Here is a 20,873-nt window from a genome sequence, read left to right as displayed (position 1 = left end):
CCGGGAGGCTGCCGGGCCCACGCGGGGTGCGGCGTCGTCCTAGTGCGGGAGCTTGCGGGTGTCGATGAGCTGCTGTGCCACGTCGCGCAGCTTGGTGTTGTTGTCCTGCGAATAGCGCTTGAGGATCGCGAAGGCGCGGTCGCCGTCCACGTCGAAGCGCTCCATCAGGATGCCCATCGCCTGGCCGACCAGTTTGCGGGCGTCGACGGCCTGGGCCATCGTCTCCTCGTGCCGGGCGGTGGCCACCGCGACCGACGCGTGCCGGGCCAGGATGTGCGCGATCGCTTCGTCGTCCGGGCCGAACGCGTCCGGCTCGGGGCTGTACAGGCCGAGCACACCGACCGACGCCGTCGAGCCGGCCCCGGTCGTCAGCGGCACGTCGAGCACCGACCGGACGCCGAGCTGGGCCACCTTCGCCGCCCACAGCGGCCAGCGGGCCTCGGTCATGGTGTCGCGGATCAGGATGTTCGACCGTTCCCGCAACACGGTGACCAGCGGACCGTCCTGGTGGTCGATCTGCAGTTCGAACACCTCGGCGACCACCGGGTCGGTCACCGCGGCGATCTCCGGCCGGGACCCCCGGCGGTGCAGCGCGACGCCGGCGTACGAGCAGTTCAGGGCCTGCAGAGCGAACTGGACGACCGCGTCGATCGTCTCCTCGACACCCGGGGCGTCGTGCATCTCGATCGCAAGCCTGGCGAACGCGTCGGCCGACGTCGGCGCAGCAAGGTCGAAGTCAGCCATCAGGGCTCCAGACATGGTTCAGTGTCAGCGCACCCCGTGGCTGGAGTGATCCTCAGTGCACATCATGCAGGCTCCGGCGGCGGAACTGTTAGCCGGTCCGGTGTCAAATACCGATCAAACCTTCGACGAACCCGGTACGGAGACGTCGCCGCCGGGTCCGCAAGAGCGCGGAATGTCGATTCGGTGACGGTTGGGTGACGGGTCAGAAGGCGAGTGACGAGGTCACCTCGGCGAGTGACGAAAGTGTCCGGTCAGTCTTCGGAGCCTCCCGCGGACTCGATCCGGCAGCGGAATCCGGCCGGGCCCGGTTCGCAGATCAGCACCTCGTCGCCCTGACGCTCGGGGTGGTGCCACGGCATCACGGCCTCGCCGGCGAGCAGCGCGTCGAGGGTCTGCAGTTCGGGGTCGCGGGTCTCGGGGTGGTGCTGGTAGCCGGCGGCGCCGAGGGCGAGCGCCACCGCCATGCCGAGCAGGTTGACCTCGGTCGGCTGATCGGGCCTCACGGACCCTTCGGCCGGCTCGAGCCGCAGGCCACTGCCGGGGACGTCCACGATCCGCGCGACGTACTGTCCGTCTGTCATGACGTGAGCCTAGACCGGTTGTTCTGGGTTGTGTGTCCCAGTTTGTCGCGTACGCTGCGAGCATGAGGCTGGAGCTGGGCTGCACGGGGGGCTGCCGGTTCGGCTCATTGGCGGAGAGTGATCCGCGACCGCTCGCGGTGACGCTGGATGCGATGCTGAGCCATGTGGAGTCCTACGCCACCGACCAGCGCGCCGTACGGCGGACGTCCGGTTCCAGCGACTCAGGGCGAGGCGGCGCTGACGCCGTACGGCGCCTGAATGATCGGGAAGGCTGACGTGTCCGAGTCGACCGCCGGGCTGACCGGGCGCTCGCGCTGGACCCGCGGGGTCGCCGCGCCGATGCGGGCGTTCCTGCGCACCGAGGCGGGCAGTTCCGGCGTCCTGGCGGCGGCGATCGTGCTCGCGCTGCTCTGGGCCAACCTGTCGCCGGACTCGTACGAGAGCTTCTGGCACACCGAGTTCTCGCTGCGGTTCGGCGCGGAGGAACTGGGCCTCGACCTGCGCGAGTGGATCAACAGCGGGCTGATGACGTTGTTCTTCCTGGTCGTCGGGCTGGAGGCCCGGCGGGAGTTCGACCTGGGCGACCTGCGCGAGCGCAGCCGGTTCGTGCTGCCGGTGATCGCCGGAGTGGCGGGCATGATCCTGCCGGTCCTGATCTTCCTGTCCTTCAACGCCGGTGGGTCGGGCGCGCACGGCTGGGGCGTCGCGATGTCGACCGACACCGCGCTCGCGCTCGGTCTGCTGGCGCTGGTCGGTCGCGGCGTACCGGACCGGGTCCGGGTGTTCCTGCTCACCGTCTTCGTGGTAGACGACCTGATCGCCCTGCTGGTGATCGCGGTGGTCTACAGCGAGAACATCTCGTTCATGCCGTTGCTGATGGCAATTGTTTCCTTCGGCGTGCTGTTCGGGCTGGCGCTGGCGGGCGTCCGCAAGCCGTGGGTCTATGTGCTGCTCGGCGTGCTCACCTGGGCGTCGCTGCTGACGTCCGGCGTCGATCCGGTGGTGGCCGGCCTGGCGATCGGGTTGACCGCACCGGCGTACTCACCGGGGCGGGACGATCTGGAGCAGGCGAGCGGGCTGTTCCGGCTGTTCCGCGAGCAGCCGACGCCGGAGCTGGCGCGCAGCGCGTCCCTCGGGCTGAACTTCTCCCTGTCGCCGAACGACCGGCTGCAGCACTTCTACCACCCGTGGACCAGCTACCTGATCGTCCCGCTGTTCGGCCTGGCCAACGCGGGCATCCCCATCGACCTGGACTTTCTGGGTCAGGCCTACACGTCGCCGATCACGCTCGGCATCATCGTCGGTTACGCCATCGGCAAGCCGCTCGCGGTCACGATCACGTCGTGGGCGCTGGCCCGGTTCACCCGCGGCCGGGTCGTGCCGCTGGTCGGCTGGGTCGGCGTCCTGGGCAGCGGCACGATCGCCGGCATCGGCTTCACCGTGTCGTTGCTGATCGCAACGTTGGCGTTCGACGGCCCGGAGCTGGCCGAGGCGAAGCTCGGACTGCTGACCACGCTCGTGATCGCGACGGCGGTGACCTGGACGGTGTTCCGGGCCGCGAAACTGCTCTCACCGCCGCAGAAGGCGGCCGCCCTGCTGGGCAGCGCCGAGCAACTGGTCGACCTCGTCGACCCCGTCGACCAGCAGTGCGACCACGTCCGCGGCCCGGAGAACGCGTCCGTGACGGTGGTCGAGTACGGCGACTTCGAGTGCCCGTACTGCGGACTGGCGGAGAGCGTGGTGCGCGACCTGCTCAAGGACAACGACCTTCGCTACGTCTGGCGGCACCTCCCGCTGACCGATGTGCACCCGCGCGCGCAGATCGCGGCCGAGGTCGCCGAAGCCGCGGCGGCGCAGGGCCGGTTCTGGGAGATGCACGACCTGCTGCTCGCCAACCAGGACAAGCTCCAGCCCGCCGACCTGATGCGGTACGCCGAACAGCTCGGCCTGGACCTCGAGCGCCTGCACGACGACGTGAAGCATCACGTAGCCGCCGGCCGGGTCGCCCGCGACGTCGAGACCGCCGACCTGAGCGGCGTCTCCGGGACGCCGACGTTTTTCATCAACGGGCAACGGCACTACGGCGCCTACGACATCGAGACGCTCACCAAGGCGATCAAAACCGCGCGGGCCCGCGCGCTGGTCGCCGAGCGCAATGGCGGTAATTAGTCTTAGAAGGTCGTTTCTGCCACTTCTCTGGTGGGGGCGCGGTCCGCGACGCTGGGGACTCCTCGAACCACAAGGAGATCCCATGTCCGCAGTGCTCCAGGTCCCGCCGGCGTCGGCCGAACTCGCCGTCGCCCACTTCGCCGCCCGCCTGGCTTTCGAGACCGATTGCTCCGACGTCGCCGCGGACCTCGGTGCCGGCGTCGACGGCTGGGTGCTGATCGACACCCGCAGCCAGGAGAGCTGGGACCAGGGCCACGTGCCCGGTGCTATCCACCTGCCCACCCGCGAGATCGCCGCCCGCGCGGCGACCGTCGTACCGGCCGGTGCCGCGGTTGTCACCTACTGCTGGGGCCCGGCCTGCAACGGCGCCACCAAGGCCGCGCTCGAGTTCGCCCGCCTCGGCCATCCGGTCAAGGAGATGCTCGGCGGCTTCGAGTACTGGAGCCGCGAAGGCCTCCCGGTCGAGACCGCCGACGGAGTCACTCGCCGCCCGGTGGACCCGCTGGTCGCCCCTCGCGGCGTGGCCTGCGCGTGCTGAGCCCTCCGGGACTCAGCGCGAGTACAGGTAGTCCGCGTTGCCGCGAATGGCCGCTTCGTAGCGTTTGAGCTCCGGGGCGTCGACGCGGTCGGCGATGACGAGCAGAAGGGTCGCGAGGGCCTTGTCCTTGCGACCCGCGGCGTTCAGCGTGAGAGCCTTGAAGACGCGCAGCGCGTCCGATTCGGGGAACTCCTGGCAGGCCTTGGTGAACACCGCCAGCGACTCGTCGTACCGGCCGAGGTTGCGCAAGGTGCTGCCGTACTGCAACAGGCAGCGGCGCAAGGTGTCGCCACTCAGACCGGGCAGCGCGCGCTCGTAGTACACCAGCGCCTTCTCCTCCTGCCCGTCGGTGTCGTACGAGCCGCCGACCTCGTACAGCACGTACGGGTTGCCGGGATGCTTGCGCAGCAGGTCCTCGAAGAAGGCGATCGTCGGCGCCATGTTCGCCCGGTCGCGGCGCGCGAACGCCGCCTCGATGGTCGCCGCGAGTTCCGGCGTCAGCGTTTCACTCACAGCGACCATCATGCCTCGTCCGCGCAACGCCGGCCGCTCGTCACGCCTCCCGGTGATCAAGCGGACCCGGTCAGTATTGACCGGACCGGAGTGAACCGGACAGCGCGACCTGTCTCGGTCGGGGCGTCCCAGTCGATCGTCGCGGTTCCGGACAGGTGCAGCGAGGCTCCGGTCGAGAAGTCGACGAACAGCAGCGCGGCCTCCGGATCGGCGACCAGGTTGCCGAGGCTGTTGAACATGTTGTTGCCGGGCTTGTCGGCCCACCACAGCTCGTCGCCGTCGACATGCACCGTGCCACCTTTGTGCGACGTGTCCGCGCCGCGCTCGTGATGGGTCGTGCCGAGGAAGAACGTGTCCGATCGTTCGATCAGCGCGCGGCCGAGCAGGCCGTCGGCGGTCCGGGTCTCCGCGGGTGTGCTGGTTGCTGGGGGCAATGGACGGGGGTGGATGTACTGCGGGCAGTTGCCGTAGGCCTGCTCGGCGGTGAGTACGAGCGTGTTCGGCGTACTTGCGGTGAGGGTGCCGTTGACCCGGACGCGGCGGCGGATCGCGAACTCGATCACGATCAGCCCGGCGGGCTGGTCGGCCGGCATCAGGTGCAGGGGATCGCCCTCGGGCAGACCCGCGTGCACGGTGAGCGTCGTACCGGCCGCGTCGAGGAAGCCGGCCGGGCCGCGCAGCGGTGAGGTCCAGAGGCGTCCTTCGGCGTCCCGTCCGGTGATGACGGCGAACTGACGCTGCGCCAGGAAGTTCTGCGCACCGCCGTCGAGCAGCGGAGGCCGCAGCATCCCCTCCAGCCGGGAGGCGTCGTGCTGTACGCCGGCCCGTCGCTGCACCGCCAACTCACCTTCGTGAAATCCGACGGCCGGCCTGGCCCGTACGGTTGGCGGGACCGGCCGATCGACTGCGGTCATGCGTGCCTCCGGGTCTTGTCGTAGTGACGGGCGACGCGCGTGCGGTTGCCGCAGATGCTGCCGACGCACCACTGGCGGCGTTTGTGCTCGGCGAGGAAGAGCATCGAGCACTGGGAATTGGCGCAGCGCCGCAGCAGCGTCAGTCGTTCCGGATCGGCCAGCAGCTCGATCGTTTCGCGAGCGATCGCGGCCAGCTTGGCGTTGCCGCCGTACTCGGGGTGGTAGCGCGTCTGGAGCTGGCCGTCCGGGCCGAGCCGGACACTGTACGGAGCCGCTGCCGTGGCCGCGTTCAGGTCCTCGATCGCGGTCGCTCGCGGTCGCCGGTCGGTGAGTTGGGCGTCGAGCACCTCACGCACCGCCGATCGCAGTCGCCGCGTCGCCACGACGTCCGGGAGGGGCCCTTCCGGGAGCCGGCCCGCCTGCAATTGCCACCAGGTGGTGTGCTGCTCGTCGGTCCGGAGCAGGTCGGTCACCGGGTCGGTCACGAGGATCTCGGTGTCGGCGAGGTCGAGGGCGACCAACGCCTCACCGCCCATGGCGAAGCCCGCGTCGAGCAACTGTGTGACGGTCGGCCTGATGGGCATGGGTCCACTGTACGCGTTAGTTCAAGCCGAGTTCGTTCACGATGCTAATGGGTGGCTGGGTGATTTAACTGACGCAACGGTCGCGCCACTGATGATGACCCGTGACCGCCAAAGGTCCCGGGTGACAAACTTCCGTGTCCCGCAGGCCAACCATCCGCCGCCCAGGCTCACTCTCACCTGATGTGACCGATCAAGTGGCGTCCTGGACGGAGCCCGCGGAGCAGGCGCGAACCGCGAGCGACGCGGACTTCGCCGGCTTCGTGGCGGCCCGGCACCGCTCGCTGATCCAGATGGCCTACCTGCTCACCCAGGACCGGCATCACGCCGAGGACCTGGTGCAGATCGCACTGGTCAAGAGCTGGGAGTCGTGGCATCGCATCCACGGGGACGACCCGGCGCCGTACGTTCGACGGGTGCTCCTGAACACCTACTTCGCCTGGTGGCGACGCCGAAGAAGCCGGCCCGAGCAGGTCGTCGACGAGCTCTTCGAAACCGCCGGTACGCCGTACCAGCAGGTGACCGAGAACACCGATCTGTTCGCCGCCCTGCGCCGGCTGCCGAAGCGGATGCGCGCGATCGTCGTGCTGCGCTACTTCGAGGACCTCACCGAGATCGAGACCGCGGCGGCGCTCGGCTGCTCGGTCGGCACGGTGAAGAGTCAGTCGCACCGGGCGCTGGCCAAACTGCGGGTCGATCCCGCACTCGTTGTGACGGAGGAGGAGTGATGGACACCGACGAGTTCAGCGAACTGCTGAGGCGCAAGGCCGAGGAGGTTCCGGAATCGGTGTCGGTGGATCCGATGCCCGCGTTGGTGGCGGTCAGGCGGACCCGGCGTCGTCGGCGGCGAGCTCTCACCGGGGTGGCCGCGGGTGCGGTGCTGATCGCCGGGCTCGGTGTGGTCGACAGGCACGCGACCGAGGCCCCGGCGGCCGAGAGGATCGACCTGAATACCTTCGTCACCGCGGAAACGCTGACGGTGCCGATCCGGATCGGGGCACTGGTCGACGGACAACCGATCGCTGCGGAGCTGGGGCGGAACCGAACCTCCCTCACGGTCGATCTGCCGAAGGGATCCGTCGTACGGGTGGGTCTGGTGTGTGACACCACCGAGACGCTGACGGCGAGGTTCGACGCAAAGCCCGGCCCCACGATCAGCCGGCAGGGCGTCACCACCGAGCTGGCCTGCACGGCAACACCTTCGTACAAGGACTGGACCGTCCCGATCTCCGGGCGCTTCGTCCTGACGCTTCAGCTGCGCAAGGCGGACGGCAGCCGTCCGGCTGATCCGGTGAACGGCCGGTTGCTGATCGCGCCTTTCGTTCCCCCGAAGTAGGCGAGACCCCGGTGCGAGTGAGAATCGGCAGATGAGCGAGCAGATCAAACAACTGCGACTGGTGGTCACCGCGCCCGACTACGCCGAGGCGGTCGCGTTCTACCGCGACGTCCTCGGCCTGACCGAGGAGGAGGCCTACACCTCCGAGAACGGCAGCGTGACGATCCTGAACGCCGGCCGTGCCACCCTGGAGATCACCGACCCCAACCACGCCGCCTACATCGACGACGTCGAGGTCGGCCGCCGCGTCGCCGGCCAGTTCCGCGTTGCCCTTGAGGTCACCGACGCCACCGGCACCACCCACACCCTCACCGAAGCCGGCGCGAACCTGATCGCCCCACCCACCCGCACACCGTGGAACTCCCTCAACGCCCGCCTGGAAACGCCCGGCGGCATCCAACTCACGCTTTTCGAGGAACTAGGCGAGTAACCGAACGATATCCCACGGTCGAGGCCCGCCGGGTCAAGTGAAGTCTGCTCGTGAAGCGCCGCCTACTGCCTCGGGGGAGACGGCGGCCGGCGCGGCGGAGGTCAGAAGTCCCGGTTCTCGTTCCACTGGACCGGGTCGCAGATCTCCGATCCGCCGACGGGCGTGCGGCAGATCTGGATACGGATCCGGTCGATCCCGCCCGGCAGGTCGGGGTTGCCGATCGTGAAACGGAACGAGACGGGAGCCGTGTCCGACACCTTCGCCGTACGGGTCTCACTGTCGACCTTCACGCTGCCCTGAAAGGCGTCGAAGTAGACGGTGGTCTGCTGGTTCGCGATGTCGTCCTGGACCGAACCCCCCACCGTTGCCGTGCGGTTGGCCCACACGATCCAGCCATCGGCCTTGCTGGTGCAACCACCGGGAGAGCAGATCGGCCCCCACTGGTCGTCGGCGTACTGGACACTCGCCTGGGCCGGTGCCTGGACGACGGCGGCGAGACCGGCCGCCGCACCCGCCAATGCGATGGTCTTGCGCACGTAACCCATCATCGAACTCCGCTCTCGGGGGGAATATCAGGTCCGAGTCTGGGCGCAGGGGGCTGCTGTGACCATCGGGTTGCAGCAAGTGACAAGTGCAGCAAGCTGCAGATCAGCCGGCGAGCGGGACGACCGATCAGCTGTTGATTGCCGCCAGCAACTGTTGTAGTCCGGCGCGGGTCATCGGGCGGTCCAGCAGGTCGAGGGTGCCGCGTTCGGAGACGTCGGCCTGGTCGGCGTCCGCGGGGTCAATGGCTTCGCAGATCGTGTTGTACGTCCAGTTCAGGTACGCCGTCGTGGCGACGGCGAAGGATGACAGGTCCACGTCCGGCCACGAGCCGGCGGCCTCGGTGTAGCCGCGCCGGAAGGCCTTCGCTGCTTCGACGTTGAGGGGTGGGCGCAGAGCCCACTGCCCCAGGGCGACGCCGACTTCCTGCGTGGCAGGCAGGGAGCCGGCGAAGTCCCACTCGGTGATCACGAGTTGGTCCCGGTGGCCGATCCGGACGTGCTCGGGGATGAGGTTGCTGTTGCACAGGATCAGATCGGCCTCGAGATCGGCATCGATCGTGCCGAGCTCCGCCAGGACCGGCAGGGTCCGCGCGAGTTGTTCGGCCCAAGGCTTGCCCGCGGCTCGCGCCCTGCTCAGCAGGTCCTGCCATTCGGCGTCCGACCTCCGCGTGGACACGTACCAGTGGACCGGAGCGTCCCCCGGAAGCCCGAGCGAGTGCAACGTCCCGTACGCCGAACCGACCTGACGGGCGATCGCGGCAGGCGCCGGAAGGACCGGCGCCGGCCCGACCTCGATCCACTCGTGGACCCGCCAGTTCCCGTCCTGGACGGATTCGATCAGGCGGCCGGAAGGGCTGCGGACCGGCGTCGGCGCGCACAGCCCGGCGGCGACCGCGGCATCGCGGAGGCGTGCTCCCCGCTCGGCCTGCTCGTTGGTGATCCAGGGGTGCACGGTGATGGCCAGCCAGCGCCCCCGATCGGTGGTCAGCGACCAGGAGCGGCCCATCGGCGTGAAGGAAACCGGCGCCGCCGGGGCCGTCAGCGGTCCGAGACCGAAGGTGTCGGCCAAGGCTTCGGCAAGTCCCTCCGGCGCCACCGGTACGTCGGCCACCCGCCGCTCGACTTCGCTTCTCAGCTCGGCCCAGTCGCGCAGCCCGTACTCGACGGCCAGCGCCCGCTGCGCGTCGGCCAGTGTCGCCGAGGGCGACGATTCGCGCAGCGCGGCCAGCAGGTCTTTGGCCTCGCGACGCAGGAATCCCAAGCTCGGCTTGTCAGGCAGATATCTCACAGCGCGTCCTCTCGCGCCCGGACTCGCACGGGCCAAGGAGCGCGGTGGACTCCGCAGTGGGGTGGCTTCCAGCCTTCCGGCGAGTCTCGACGCGGCCCCGGCCACGTACGAACGACCGTACCGGACGCCCCACCGCGAAGTCCATCAACCCGTCAGAGGTCCTTGCGGCTGAACGACAACGCGGCCAGCGACCACAGCATCGCGACCCAGACAGCGACCCAGACTAGGTAGGCGGGCGTCAGCGGAGCGGCGCCCAGGAACGGGAAGGCCTCGCCGTCGCCGTCGCCGAACTGCATCAGCGCCGACGGGTCCTGGAAGGCGTGCATCGCGCCGCGCCACAGGCCGTCGGTGGGCAGGAAGATGCGCGACAGCGTGCCGATCCGGGCGATCGCTTCGTTGCCGAGAGACGCGCCGAGGCCACCGACCACGCCGGCCACCCACGTCGTACCGAAGAGGCCTACGGCAACGACTCCCGACGCCATGGGGGAGATCGCTGTCGAGAGCAGCACGGCCAGCGTCAGCAGCACGGTGGTCTGCGCGGCCAGCAAGGCGAGCGCGCCGGCGGGGTTGGGTGGCCAGTAGCCGACCGTGAGCCAGACGACCAGACACTGCGCCAGCCCCGCCAGTACGACGAACCCGCCGCCGAAGGTGACCAGTCCGAGCCATTTGCCCAGCAGGAAGGCGGATCGGCGTACCGGTCGGGCCAGGACGGTCAAGGCGATCCCGGACTCGGTCTCGCCCGCCAAGGTCGGACCGGTGAGGAAGGCGGTGCCCAGCGCGGCGATCAGGCTGAACCCGAACATCACCAGATTGAGCAGGATCGACGCCGTCAGACGCGCCTCGCCGGAGGTCATCGTGCCGCCGGACTCCGCCGCCAGGCGCGAGAAACCCCAAGCGGACAACGCGAGCAGCAGAACAGTGAGGATGCCGAGGGCAAGCATCACCCGGCGGCGCGAGGCCTCGCGCAGGGTCAGGCCGGTGATGGTGAGGACAGTGCTCATTGGTCCGCCTTGCGCAGGATTCCGAGGAGACGTTCTTCCAGGGTGATGCGGCCCGGTTCGACGGCGTGGATCTGGACGCCCAGGCCGGCCAGATCGCTGATCAGCGCGGGAACGATGGCGTCGTCGTCGGCGGGCAGGGCGACGGTGATCCAGTCGCCGGTGTGGTCGAGCACGGTGGTCTCGGCCAATCTCGCGGTGGCCGCCGGAGTCACCCCGGTCAGGTGGAGACGAAGCTCGCGCTGACCGAGCAGCTCGGCCAGTGAGCCGGCCGCGGCGACGTTGCCCCGGTCAAGGATGACCACCCGGTCACAGACCCGCTCGACCTCGCCGATCAGATGCGAGTTGAGCAGTACGGCGACCTGCCGCGATTTCAGCTCCAGGACGATGTCGCGGACGTCGGCCCGGCCGAGCGGGTCGAGAGCGCTGGTCGGTTCGTCCAGGATCACGAACTCCGGCCGCGCGACGAGCGCGACGGCCAGGCCGAGGCGTTGCTGCATGCCCTTGGAGAAGCCGCCGACGCGATCGCGAACTCGTTGCCCCAGGCCCACGAGTTCGAGGCACTCCTGTCGCTCCTGCGCGGAGACGTCGGCGCGAGCGAGCTTGACGTGCAGGGAGAGGACTTCGGCCGCACTCAGCCAGGGCTGGTAGCGGAACAGCTCGGGCAGGTAACCGACGCGCGCCCGGGCGGCGGGATCACCGGCGGGCCGGCCGAGCAGGAGTGCCTCCCCGGCGTCCGGCGTGACCAGGCCGAGCATCATCTTGATCACGGTCGTCTTGCCGGCACCGTTCGGGCCGAGCAGGCCGACGATCTCGCCGCGGGAGACCTCCAGCGACACGTTCTCGACCGCCGTGCGCTTCCCGTACCGCTTGCGCAACCCCGAACACCGGACGACCGGCTGCGCGGCCGGCTCGACCGGCGTACGGGTTTCGTTGCTCACGGCATCGATGGCGTTCAGCGCAGGCTCCGGGCGACGTCCACGACCTCGTCCTTGTCCAGCGAACCGGCCACGGCGGTGACCACTCCGTCGGACACCCACACGACCGCCGAGACGGCCCGGTCACGAGTAGTCAGAACCGTTGCCTGATGCCCGTTCACCTTCGCCGTCGAGCTGTTCACCTGCTCAGCGGGGACCGGCAGCGGCAACGTCGAGCCGTCCCCACCGAACGCCCGCAGCTTTGTCGCAACCTCCACCGGGATGCCCGGCAACGACAGCAGGTAGTCGCGCGCCGTCGCGAACTCGATGCCCGTGGAGTGTGCCGTCGGCGCGATCGCGCGGCCGACCAGCAGCCCCGGCGCACCGCTCGCCGACTTCCACACCTGTGCGACGCCTGGGCCCGCGTCGAGCCGGATCGGCTGACCGTCCAGCCCCGCGGGCGGTGCCGGCAACTTCTCCCCGGCCTTCTCCGCCGCCTGTGCGGCGCGGGCCGCCGAGAAGGTGAAGCTCACGCTCACCTTCCCACCCACCTGGTACGACGGGTTGCCGGTCACCCCGCTCGGCAGCTTGCTGACCTCCGGCACGTCCAGACCCGACTGCACCCCGGCGGCAGTCGCGTCCTTCACCTCGCGGACGCCGTTGGCGCCCGTCACGGCGACGTCGCCGTACGCCCGGAGGTCGGGCAGGGCGACCAGATCGGCCGCGCTCAGGCTCACCGGTGCCACCTGCTGGGTCTGGAAGATCGGCAGCCAGTCCTTGGCGGCCGCCGTACCGGCGCCGGCGATCACCACCGTGACAGCCAGTACGGCGACCAGTGGCCGCGTGACAAGGGTCGTCAGTCTGCGAGGAAGCGTCGTCATGCATTGAAGATCGCTCACTATCGATCGAAAGTCAATAGATAGCGCTCGGGTGTTGCTGGATCGAACAGGGGTCAGGCCACGAGTCGGCCGTCCCGCAGTTCGAGCGTCTCGCCCTGGAAGCGGCGAGCGAGCATGCGGTCGTGGGACACGATGACCAGGGCTCCCCGGTAGGTGGACAGGGCGTTTTCCAGGTCTTCGACCAATGCCGGGGACAGGTGGTTGGTGGGTTCGTCCAGCAGCATCAGGTCGACGGGACGACGCAGCAGCCGGGCGAGGTCGAGGCGGCGGAGCTGACCGGTCGACAGGTTGCCGACCGGGGTGTGCAGGTCGTGCGGGCGGAACAGGCCGAGGCCGAGCAGCGCGCCGCGGTGTTCGTCCGGCGTACCGGGGAGGCCTTGGGCGTAGGCCTTCAGCAGCGGTTCGTCCGGCTTGGTGACAACTGTTTGCTGCGGGAGCCAGCCGATCCGGGCGGGACGTCGTACGTCGCCTCGGTCCGGGGTGAGATCGCCGGCCAGGACGCGCAGCAGCGTGGTCTTGCCGGCGCCGTTCGGGCCGACGATGTGCAGGCGATCGCCGGTCTTGATCTCCAGGCTGCGGACCTCGAGACGGCCGTCGACGCGGACCTGGTGGAGGTCGGCAAGCGTTCCCTTGGCGCCGCCGCCCTGGGGCTTCGCTGTGAACCGCATCGGCGCCGGTGGGCGGGGCACCGGGTTCTCCTCCAATCGCCGGAGCCGCTCCTTGGCCTGGCGGACGCGCGCGGAGATCTGCTTCTCCACGCTGCGCTGATGACGCCCGGCCGCCTCGGCGTCCGGGCGCGGTCCCGAGGCCAGGGTGTTCGCGGCCTTGCGGGCCAGGTCCTTCTGCCGAGCCGTCTCCTGCTGCCACTCCTCGTACTCCTGCTCCCAGCGCAGCCGCGCCGCCTGCCTGGCCTGCAGGAATCCCGCGTAGCCGTTGCCGTGCCGTACGACGGTGTGCTGCTCGGCCTCCACCTCCCACAGGGCGGTGGTGACCCGTTCGAGGAAAACGCGGTCGTGGGAAACCACAACCACGCTGCCGGGATGCGCCCGCAGCCGCTCCTCCAGCCACTCGAGCGCGGCGGCGTCGAGGTGGTTGGTCGGCTCGTCGAGCAGAAGCAACTGCGGCGACGCCGCGAGAATGCAGGCCAGACCCAGCCGGCACTGCTCGCCGCCGGACAGCGATCCCAGCAACCGGTCACGCCCGATGCCGGCCAGGCCGAGCCCGTGCATCGCCGCCTCGACCCGCGCGTCGGCCGCGTAGCCGTCACGCGCTTCGAAGGCTTCCACCAGGTCGCCGTACCGCTGGAGTACTTCGTCCAGATCGGCCGGCTCCGCGGTGAGTTCCTCCTCCGCGGCGCGCATCTGCGCTTCGAGCGCACGCAATTCCGCCAAAGCGTCGTCGACGGCGTCCTGGACGGTGTCGCCGGGCGGCAGGTCCGGAGTCTGCGGCAGGTAGCCGATCCCGCCGGGCACGTGCGTGCGCACCTGCCCGCCGTCAGGAACGTCGACCCCGGCGAGCACCCTCAGTAGGGTCGACTTGCCCGACCCGTTCTCGCCGATCACTCCGATCCGTTCGCCCAGCGCAACGGACTGAGTGACGCCGTCCAGCACGGTCCGTCCGCCCGGAGCCCGCACCACATCAACCAGGACAGCCTGAAAACCAGACGTGTTCTTCATCAGATTCCACTTCTCGGTCGCGATGACAGATGAACACCGAGACAGGAGTCGCAGCAGCACACGTCAGCGCGCGAAAGAAGGCACCACTGACACGGCCCGGGCGCGGCCAGAACGCCGACAACCCGCGACTCCCCGGAGAATCAGACGAAGAACAGATAGTGCATGCGTCCACTCTATCGACCGCCGGGGACACCCGCCGCTGATTTTCCCGGTAGCTTTCGGGTATGCGCCGTGCGTTGATCGTGGACCTGTTCAGCACTCTCGTTCCTGGTGGTCACGCCGAGCGCGAGGTGGTGCACCAGGAGATGGCGCGGGTTCTCGGCGTGGAGCCAGAGGTGTTCGCGGGTGCGTTCGGGGCGACGGCGTACGAGCGTTTCACCGGTGCGTTCGGGGATCTGCCCAGCACCCTGCGGGAGATCGCGCGCCGGAGCGGAGGGCAGCCGAGCGACGAGCAGATTCTCCAGGCGACCGAGCTGCGCCGTGCCCTTGCGCGCCGGCTCATCGCGGCCGCACCCGCCTCGACGTTGAGCGCCCTCGCCGAGCTGCGGGCTCTGGGGTGGCGCACCGGATTGGTCAGCAACATCACCTCCGAGACGCAGCTGCACTGGCCCAACAGCGGTCTTTCGCAGTACTTCGAGACGACTGCCTTCTCCGCCGAGGTCGGTGCCGCCAAGCCGGAAGCCGCGATCTACCTGGCGGCCTGCGAAGCGCTCGGCGTCGATCCCTCCGAGTGCGTCTATGTCGCGGACGGCTGCGACGAGGAACTGCCGGCAGCGGCGTCGCTCGGCATGCACGTCATCCGCACGACCGAACACGCCGACAGCGACCCGACCTGGACGGGCCCGACCATCAAGTCGTTCGCCGAACTGCCCACACTGCTCGGAGCAGCCTGAGAGATCGAGGTGTGACCCATGGACTCCGGACCTGCTGGTACTGATCCGATCGCGGGCGAGCTCGTCACCGAGACGTTCGAGTACGACGGCGGCCGGCAGGTCACGGTCTATGTGCCACCGGCGCCGCCCGAGGCTGTCGTGTTCGCGGGCGACGGCCAGCTGATCTCGCAGTGGGGCGGCTACCTCGAGGCGGCCGACGTACCGCCCACGATGATCGTCGCCGCGCACCGCACGGACGATCCGGACGAGATGGCGCGCATCCGGGAGTACTCGCCGTCGTTCGACGAGCAACGGTTCGCGGCCCATGAAAGCTTCGTGGTCAACGACGTTCGCAGCTGGGTGAGCTCGCGCTTCAGCGTCGCGCTGCCCGCCGAACGCACGGCGGTGTACGGCGTATCGGCCGGCGCCGAACTCGCGTTGGCCCTGGGGCTTCGGCATCCGGAGGTGTACGGCGCGATCTTCGCCGCCTCGCCGGGCGGCGGCTATCGCCCGCCGGAGGAGCTGCCGAGCCGTCTTCCGCGGACCTATCTGGTCGGCGGTACTCAAGAGCCGTGGTTCCTCGAAAACGCGACCCGGTGGGCGGACGCTTTGCGCGACGCCGGTGCGGACGTCGTGTTGACCGAGCGCGTCGGAGACCACGGCGACCCGTTCTGGCAGGCGGAGTTCCCGCTGATGGTCGGCTGGGCGTTCGGGGGCTGAGCGGTACCCGGCGCCCCGCGTGTCGCCCGCCTTCCAGCGGTAGGATTTTCACCGTGACCGAGGGAACAGGCGCCCACGCCCAGCGCACGCAGACGTGCGGCCAGACGTCCGAGATGACGCTGCAGGGCGTCAGCGCCCACGACCAGCACATCTGCCGCCGCCCCGCGGGCCACGGTCCCGAGCACCGGTGCTCTGTGTGCCCGTTCGTGTGGGAAGCCCACTAGCGGACCTCCTTGCGCGCGGATCACTGTCGTACGTGATCCTTCGGTCCGGATTGGCGAATCGTCCTCCGGCCTGAGCCCGTCTTTCCTGCCCGGATGACATCAGCTGATCGGGCGTCGCCGAGCCATGTTTGGCTCGGGCCTCGGTCCGTCGCGTCCCGGCGTTTGCCGCGAATTCCGACGCCGATGCAACCAACTTCTCCCTCGCAGGCGTGTCTAACCCGGTACCAGGGATGGGGAGAGCAGATGAGCGACCGGGACGCCGCCTTCGAGGCCTACTTCGCGGCGCGTTCCGACGCGATGCGCGGCACGGCCTACCTGCTGTGCGGAGACTGGCATCGCGCGGAAGACCTGGTGCAGCAGACGTTCACGAAGATCTACCTGGTCTGGCGCCGGATCCAGCGGCACGAGTCGATGGACAACTACACCCGGCAGACCCTCGTGCGTACGTTCCTGTCCGAGCGGCGCCGGGGGTGGTTCCGGCACGAGTCGGTCGGCTCCCCGCCGGCCGATCGGGTGGCGCCGTCGGCCGACTTCGCCGACGAACGGCTCGTGTTGCTCGAAGCGCTCGTGAAAGTGCCGCCGCGGCAACGCGCCGTACTGGTGCTGCGGTACTGGGAGGACCAGTCCGTCGAGCAGACGGCCGCGCTGCTCGACTGCTCGACCGGAAACGTGAAGAGCCAGGCCGCGCGCGGGCTGGCGACGCTGCGGGGGCTGCTCGAAGAGGAGAGTGTTCGATGAAGGAAGAAGACCTCAACGAGGCACTGCGCGACGTGATGGTGCGCAGCAGTCCACCGCCGTCGATGGATCCCGCGCGTGCTCTCGACCAGGCCCGCCGGACCCGCAAGCGGCGCAGGGTGGCGTGGGCCGGAGTCGGCGTCGCGACGCTGGTGGCCGGCGTCGGAGTCGGTCCTGTACTGATCACGAACTACGTCAACCAGTCGACGGACTCGGCGGTCGCGAGCGGCACGACGCAGCCGGTTTCCAGCGTGGCGCCGACGACGACGCGCAAGTCCGGTGACCCGTGGCCGGAGGGCCAGACGGACCGTACGGCGACCGCGGGTCCTCGCGCGGATCGGTCCGTGACGCTGATGAACGACCTGAGTTCGGCAGTACCGCCAGGCTTCAGTACGCCGGACCTGAAGTACCCCGACGGTCGCGCGATGAGATGGCCGCAGACCCAATACGCATCGAGCGACGGCGAGCAGGACTACTGGGAGTACAGGGCCATCATCCCGGTGCAGAAGGACGACCGGGTCGGCCAATTGCTGGCGCAGTCGATCACGCCCGACGGGAAACCGGCGACGGACCCGTGCAAGCTGGCGCAGAAGTTCTGGGGTGGGGCCGGTAGCTGCAGCATCGTGGACGTCGACGGCAAGAAGGTCGGCGTCGTGACCACCAAGGGCCGCGGCGACTACGACCAGTTGGCGGCGTACCGGCACGGCGACGGCACCGTCGTGTATCTCGCGCAGGCCAAGAAGAGCGACAACCCGGGACGAGCGCCGCTGAGGCAACCGGTGTTCACCACCCAGCAGCTGGCCGAGCTCGTGACGTCGGAGGAGCTCAAGATCAGCACCTAGCGCGCAGGGGGTCGAAGTGTCCGTGCACGAGAACAAGGCGATCGTGCGGGACTCGTACGAGGTGATGTTCAACCAGCGCGAGATGCATCGCGTCGACGAGTTCTACGCCGCGGACTACTCCGACCCTGGTGTCGTACCGCCGCTAGGCATCCAGCAGAGCTGGGCGTCGACCATCGCCGGCATTCCCGATCTGCGGGTCAGCATCGTGGAGCTGGTCGCGGAGGCAGACAAGGTCGCGGTCGCGTGGACGGTGCAGGGCACTCACCGAGCGGAGCTGTCCGGTGTTCCGGCGAACGGGCTGCCTGTTCGCCGCCGGGGCGTGGCCCTCTATCGCCTTGCCGCAGGCAGGATCGTCGATCTGGTGGCCGGTACGTCGCCGATGTGGTCTTTGCGCGTCGGCATCCCCGGGGCCTCGAGCGTCGACAGCTCGACGGAGGGATCGAGAGCTTTGCTGCAAGAGGTCGTACGGCTGATCCCGGAGCTCGACGACCGGGCCCGGTTGTTCGACTTCGAGTACGCGCTCGGACAGGTAGGACGCCGGGTGACAGCCGGCGCCGACCGGACGTACCCCGGCATCGGTCAGATCACGGTGCACATCGCGGTCAGCTCTCCCGGTGCTTGGCGACTGCCCTGCACTCCCGGAAGCAGCGGCGACCCGTGCACCCGGATCGAGCAGTTCCCGGACGGTTCGACCGCGTACCTGCGCAGCTCCATCGTTCCGGACACTGTCGGCCACTGCTACGCCGTCACCCTGGTCAAGCCCGACGGCAACGGCGTCTCTGTTACCAGTGTCGCGTACCGTCCGGAACACGCAGACATGCCCGACGCCCCGCTGTCCCTGGACCGAGTCCTGGAGATCGCGCGGCAGATCACTGTCGTTCCCTGAACGAACCTGCCCGGGATGCCACCAGGCGGCTGATCGGTGACCACCGGCTCACCGGGAGCCCAGGGCCTCCACGAGCACGCCCGAGCCAGCGAGAGTTGCGTTGCCTGCGGCAAGCGCTTCGGAAAGCGTGGTCTGGGCGGTGAGGATCGCTTCGGCGATCGTGGCCGGGAGAGTGAGCGTGGCATCGGCCGGGGTAGGGCTGTGGACGATCACCGGCCGCTGAGAGGTCAGCTCGATCAGTTGCTGGGTCGAGTCGACGTGGAGGTCCACGATGCCCGTCGTACCGCGGGCGGTGGCGTGGAGGAGAGCGGCCAGCGGCAGGACGTACCAGTGGCTGCGGAGCGCATCCGTGGTGCGCCGGCTGTCCAGCAGGTCCGCGTGCAGGTCGGTGTACCGACGGGGATCGAGCGCCAGCTCGCGCACGGCTGGACGTACGCCGACTTGGCGGACCACATCCTCCACCTCGGAACGCCTCACCGGCCCTAGGGGCAGAACCCGCTCCCACGACATCGCAACTTCTGGTGGTTCGCCCGCATCGAGCTGGATAGCCGACTTTTCGGCGACAGCGTTATGGGGGGCTCCATATGAACAAACGATTGGCTCCTGCCTGCCCGCAGACCAAAGCCGTTGCCTCGGTCAACAAGCTCGTCGGGGGACGCCACCGGCCGGCGCGCCACCACAAACGAGCCGCGGCCTCCGTCTCAGCCCTGGCCCTGTTCGTCTCGATGCTGAGCGCCGCGACCACCAGCTCCGCCGTCGAAGCGGCCGTCGTACCGCCGGCTCCAGCGCCGGCCACGCGAGGGGTCACCTGCAACACGACCCCGGCCGCCGAGCTCGGCGCGTGCATCAGCCGCATGCTGACGGACCCGAACGGCGCCTACTCGCCCGAGCACGTCCACACCGCCGCCGAGAAAGAACCGGTGCGCGCCACCCGGCAGGCCGCCGCGGCCGCCACCGCTGGGTCGTGGTCGGTGGTCGCCGACTGCACCGTGAACAACTACAAGGTCAATCCGATCCACGCCAGCATGACGAAGTCCGGCAAGGTCCTGATGACCGCCGGATCGGGCAACAGCAGGACGTTCTTCGAGCAGAAGGTTTTCAAGACCTGGCTGTGGGATCCCACCACCCCGGGGACATGTCCCCGGGAGATCCCCATGCCGGTCGGGATCGACCTGTTCTGTTCAGGTCACTCCCACCTGCCTGACGGCCGGGTGCTGTTCTTCGGCGGCACCGGCCGCTACGCCGGCGGTGGCCTGTACTACACGGGGATTCGCGATTCCTACGCATTCGACGAAGCCACCGGGACGTTCACGTCCACCGGCCTGATGAGCGTCGCCCGCTGGTACCCGAACGGACCGGTCAGCGCCGTCGGCAACCCGGTCGTCGTCAGCGGCCTGGACGCCAACGGCAAAGTCACCGCGACCAACGAGCTCTACAACGCCGCCACCGGCGCCTGGAGCAAGTTACCCGGCAGCCGGATCTTCCCCCTGTACGCCGGAATGGTGCTCCGCAAGAACGGCACCCTGTGCTACTTCGGCGCGAACATGGGCGGCCGCGCGGGCGCCGTACCGGGATGCTGGAACTGGGCGACCAACGCGTACTACCCGATCCCCGGCCTGATCTACCCGGACTGCCGGGACCAGGCCAGCACCCTGCTTCTCCACCCCGCCCAGGCGCAGAAGGTGATGATCATCGGCGGCGGCTGCGGAGCCGGCACCACCGGAACCACCGCCACCGTCGACATGAACGCGGCAAGCCACAAGTTCACCACCGGTCCGTACCTGGGCTTCGCCGCCATGCACAGCTGCGCGACGATCCTGCCCGACCGCTCCGCGTTCGTTGCCGGTGGCGCCGACCACAACACGAAACCACGCCTGCAAGCAGCCCGTCTCCCGGCCGGCGCCACCGCCTGGGAACAGCTCGCCAGCCCCACCGTGCCCCGCATGTACCACAACTCGTGCGTGCTCCTGAAGGACGGCTCGGTCCTCACCATGGGCACCACCGCACCACCCGGAGACCTGGTCGAGACCCGCTTCGAGATCTACAAGCCCTGGTACCTCCAGGCCGGCGTCAGCCGCCCGACCATCACGAATCTCCCCGCGACGATGAAGCTCGGCGTCACCTACGGCGTGGACTTCACCGGCCCGGCCTCGGTCACAGGCGCCATGCTGCAACGCCTCACCTCCGTCACCCACTCCTCGGACCCCAATCAGCGCTCGGTCGAGATCCCGGTGGTGGCAACAACAAATTGGAACCGCAAACACCTCACCATCGAACCCAACCGCGGCATCCTCCCGCCCGGCATGTATTTGCTCACGCTTCGGGACTGGCGCAACATTCCGTCGAAGTCCCTCATGGTCCGGATCGTCGAGAACACCCCGCTCGCGTCGGCGGGCTCGCCGTCGGCCGGCGTACCGTGTTGTTGCTGCTGATTGCTGTCAGCAACTATCCTCGGAGCGCCGTCC

At 69.1% G+C, this 20,873-nt stretch carries 25 protein-coding genes; 13 read left to right on the top strand and 12 right to left on the bottom strand.

Translation table 11 applies throughout. The annotated features are described in order from the left end of the window. Window positions 1–39: 39 nt before the first annotated feature. Entirely contained in the window at window positions 40–744 is a 705-nt protein-coding gene (locus BWI15_RS28375; RefSeq protein ID WP_077017619.1) for a GAF and ANTAR domain-containing protein, read from the bottom strand. 251 nt (window positions 745–995) lie between these two features. After that, window positions 996–1,325, bottom strand: a complete 330-nt coding sequence (locus BWI15_RS28370; protein WP_077017618.1) for a hypothetical protein — start codon at window positions 1,323–1,325, stop codon at window positions 996–998. Window positions 1,326–1,387: 62 nt separating this feature from the next. On the opposite strand from BWI15_RS28370, the gene BWI15_RS38990 reads away from it, so the two are divergent. The 3 genes from BWI15_RS38990 (at window position 1,388) to BWI15_RS28355 (ending at window position 4,032) form a co-directional block, all read left to right on the top strand. Further along, window positions 1,388–1,600, top strand: coding sequence for a hypothetical protein (locus tag BWI15_RS38990; RefSeq protein ID WP_143465921.1), 213 nt, complete (start codon window positions 1,388–1,390; stop codon window positions 1,598–1,600). Then, on the top strand, window positions 1,584–3,494 hold the full coding sequence (gene nhaA / locus BWI15_RS28360; protein ID WP_083751074.1) for a Na+/H+ antiporter NhaA: 1,911 nt from the start codon (window positions 1,584–1,586) through the stop codon (window positions 3,492–3,494). Before BWI15_RS38990 ends, nhaA begins: the two co-directional genes overlap by 17 nt. Window positions 3,495–3,576: 82 nt before the next feature. Continuing rightward, entirely contained in the window at window positions 3,577–4,032 is a 456-nt protein-coding gene (locus tag BWI15_RS28355; protein ID WP_077017615.1) for a rhodanese-like domain-containing protein, read from the top strand. A 12-nt stretch (window positions 4,033–4,044) separates the two neighbouring features. On the opposite strand, the gene BWI15_RS28350 is transcribed toward BWI15_RS28355, so the two are convergent. The 3 genes from BWI15_RS28350 to BWI15_RS28340 all read right to left on the bottom strand — a co-directional run bounded on the left by BWI15_RS28350 (window position 4,045) and on the right by BWI15_RS28340 (window position 6,043). Beyond that, window positions 4,045–4,554: a tetratricopeptide repeat protein gene (locus BWI15_RS28350; RefSeq protein WP_083751234.1), complete on the bottom strand. Its 510-nt coding sequence runs from the start codon at window positions 4,552–4,554 to the stop codon at window positions 4,045–4,047. 47 nt (window positions 4,555–4,601) lie between these two features. Then, on the bottom strand, window positions 4,602–5,381 hold the full coding sequence (locus BWI15_RS28345) for a pyridoxamine 5'-phosphate oxidase family protein (RefSeq protein WP_237771498.1): 780 nt from the start codon (window positions 5,379–5,381) through the stop codon (window positions 4,602–4,604). Window positions 5,382–5,455: 74 nt separating this feature from the next. Next, window positions 5,456–6,043: a CGNR zinc finger domain-containing protein gene (locus BWI15_RS28340; protein ID WP_202817757.1), complete on the bottom strand. Its 588-nt coding sequence runs from the start codon at window positions 6,041–6,043 to the stop codon at window positions 5,456–5,458. 182 nt (window positions 6,044–6,225) lie between these two features. Here BWI15_RS28340 and BWI15_RS28335 point away from each other — a divergent pair, with 182 nt between their 5' ends. Genes BWI15_RS28335 through BWI15_RS28325 form a run of 3 tightly spaced genes read left to right on the top strand, consistent with a single transcriptional unit; the run spans window position 6,226 to window position 7,806 of the window. Further along, window positions 6,226–6,768: a SigE family RNA polymerase sigma factor gene (locus tag BWI15_RS28335; RefSeq protein WP_237771497.1), complete on the top strand. Its 543-nt coding sequence runs from the start codon at window positions 6,226–6,228 to the stop codon at window positions 6,766–6,768. Continuing rightward, on the top strand, window positions 6,768–7,376 hold the full coding sequence (locus BWI15_RS28330; protein ID WP_077017612.1) for a hypothetical protein: 609 nt from the start codon (window positions 6,768–6,770) through the stop codon (window positions 7,374–7,376). The genes BWI15_RS28335 and BWI15_RS28330 overlap by 1 nt, the downstream gene beginning before the upstream one ends. Before the next feature lie 31 nt (window positions 7,377–7,407). After that, window positions 7,408–7,806, top strand: coding sequence for a VOC family protein (locus tag BWI15_RS28325; RefSeq protein WP_077017611.1), 399 nt, complete (start codon window positions 7,408–7,410; stop codon window positions 7,804–7,806). Window positions 7,807–7,907: 101 nt separating this feature from the next. Here BWI15_RS28325 and BWI15_RS28320 read toward each other — a convergent pair whose 3' ends face one another. From BWI15_RS28320 to abc-f, 6 genes are all read right to left on the bottom strand, one after another. Then, window positions 7,908–8,342: a hypothetical protein gene (locus BWI15_RS28320; protein WP_143465916.1), complete on the bottom strand. Its 435-nt coding sequence runs from the start codon at window positions 8,340–8,342 to the stop codon at window positions 7,908–7,910. Window positions 8,343–8,478: 136 nt separating this feature from the next. Further along, window positions 8,479–9,639: a hypothetical protein gene (locus BWI15_RS28315; protein ID WP_143465914.1), complete on the bottom strand. Its 1,161-nt coding sequence runs from the start codon at window positions 9,637–9,639 to the stop codon at window positions 8,479–8,481. Between the two features lie 152 nt (window positions 9,640–9,791). Continuing rightward, window positions 9,792–10,640, bottom strand: coding sequence for an ABC transporter permease (locus BWI15_RS28310; protein WP_077017608.1), 849 nt, complete (start codon window positions 10,638–10,640; stop codon window positions 9,792–9,794). Next, window positions 10,637–11,578 (bottom strand): ABC transporter ATP-binding protein, encoded by a 942-nt coding sequence (locus BWI15_RS28305; RefSeq protein WP_202817756.1) that lies wholly within the window; start codon window positions 11,576–11,578, stop codon window positions 10,637–10,639. Before BWI15_RS28305 ends, BWI15_RS28310 begins: the two co-directional genes overlap by 4 nt. 14 nt (window positions 11,579–11,592) lie before the next feature. After that, window positions 11,593–12,435 carry a hypothetical protein gene (locus BWI15_RS28300; RefSeq protein ID WP_193432201.1) on the bottom strand — a complete coding sequence of 281 codons (843 nt, stop codon included), beginning with the start codon at window positions 12,433–12,435 and terminating at the stop codon, window positions 11,593–11,595. 71 nt (window positions 12,436–12,506) lie between these two features. Beyond that, window positions 12,507–14,129 carry a ribosomal protection-like ABC-F family protein gene (gene abc-f, locus BWI15_RS28295; protein WP_077017607.1) on the bottom strand — a complete coding sequence of 541 codons (1,623 nt, stop codon included), beginning with the start codon at window positions 14,127–14,129 and terminating at the stop codon, window positions 12,507–12,509. A 224-nt stretch (window positions 14,130–14,353) separates the two neighbouring features. On the opposite strand from abc-f, the gene BWI15_RS28290 reads away from it, so the two are divergent. The 6 genes from BWI15_RS28290 to BWI15_RS28270 all read left to right on the top strand — a co-directional run bounded on the left by BWI15_RS28290 (window position 14,354) and on the right by BWI15_RS28270 (window position 18,408). Next, entirely contained in the window at window positions 14,354–15,022 is a 669-nt protein-coding gene (locus BWI15_RS28290) for an HAD family hydrolase (RefSeq protein WP_077017606.1), read from the top strand. A gap of 18 nt (window positions 15,023–15,040) precedes the next feature. Next, a complete protein-coding gene (locus BWI15_RS28285) occupies window positions 15,041–15,721 on the top strand; it encodes an alpha/beta hydrolase (RefSeq protein ID WP_077017605.1) in 681 nt (226 codons plus the stop codon). 53 nt (window positions 15,722–15,774) lie between these two features. After that, entirely contained in the window at window positions 15,775–15,945 is a 171-nt protein-coding gene (locus BWI15_RS39540) for a hypothetical protein (RefSeq protein ID WP_168197385.1), read from the top strand. Between the two features lie 243 nt (window positions 15,946–16,188). Further along, on the top strand, window positions 16,189–16,683 hold the full coding sequence (locus BWI15_RS28280; protein WP_077017604.1) for a SigE family RNA polymerase sigma factor: 495 nt from the start codon (window positions 16,189–16,191) through the stop codon (window positions 16,681–16,683). Then, window positions 16,680–17,522, top strand: coding sequence for a hypothetical protein (locus tag BWI15_RS28275; RefSeq protein WP_077017603.1), 843 nt, complete (start codon window positions 16,680–16,682; stop codon window positions 17,520–17,522). Before BWI15_RS28280 ends, BWI15_RS28275 begins: the two co-directional genes overlap by 4 nt. Before the next feature lie 16 nt (window positions 17,523–17,538). After that, window positions 17,539–18,408, top strand: coding sequence for an ester cyclase (locus tag BWI15_RS28270; RefSeq protein ID WP_077017602.1), 870 nt, complete (start codon window positions 17,539–17,541; stop codon window positions 18,406–18,408). A 48-nt stretch (window positions 18,409–18,456) separates the two neighbouring features. Here the strand turns inward: BWI15_RS28270 and BWI15_RS28265 are convergent, their stop codons facing one another. Continuing rightward, window positions 18,457–18,831, bottom strand: coding sequence for a hypothetical protein (locus BWI15_RS28265; protein ID WP_077017601.1), 375 nt, complete (start codon window positions 18,829–18,831; stop codon window positions 18,457–18,459). A 161-nt stretch (window positions 18,832–18,992) separates the two neighbouring features. Here BWI15_RS28265 and BWI15_RS28260 point away from each other — a divergent pair, with 161 nt between their 5' ends. Beyond that, the gene (locus BWI15_RS28260) at window positions 18,993–20,840 is read left to right on the top strand and encodes a galactose oxidase early set domain-containing protein (RefSeq protein WP_143465912.1); all 1,848 of its coding nucleotides are present in this window, start codon (window positions 18,993–18,995) and stop codon (window positions 20,838–20,840) included. The last annotated feature ends 33 nt before the right edge of the window (window positions 20,841–20,873 follow it).

The sequence above is a fragment of the Kribbella sp. ALI-6-A genome, assembly GCF_001984195.1.
Lineage (GTDB): Bacteria > Actinomycetota > Actinomycetes > Propionibacteriales > Kribbellaceae > Kribbella.
Note: the sequence above shows the minus strand (reverse complement) of the source record. Positions and strands in the feature narration are given on the sequence as shown.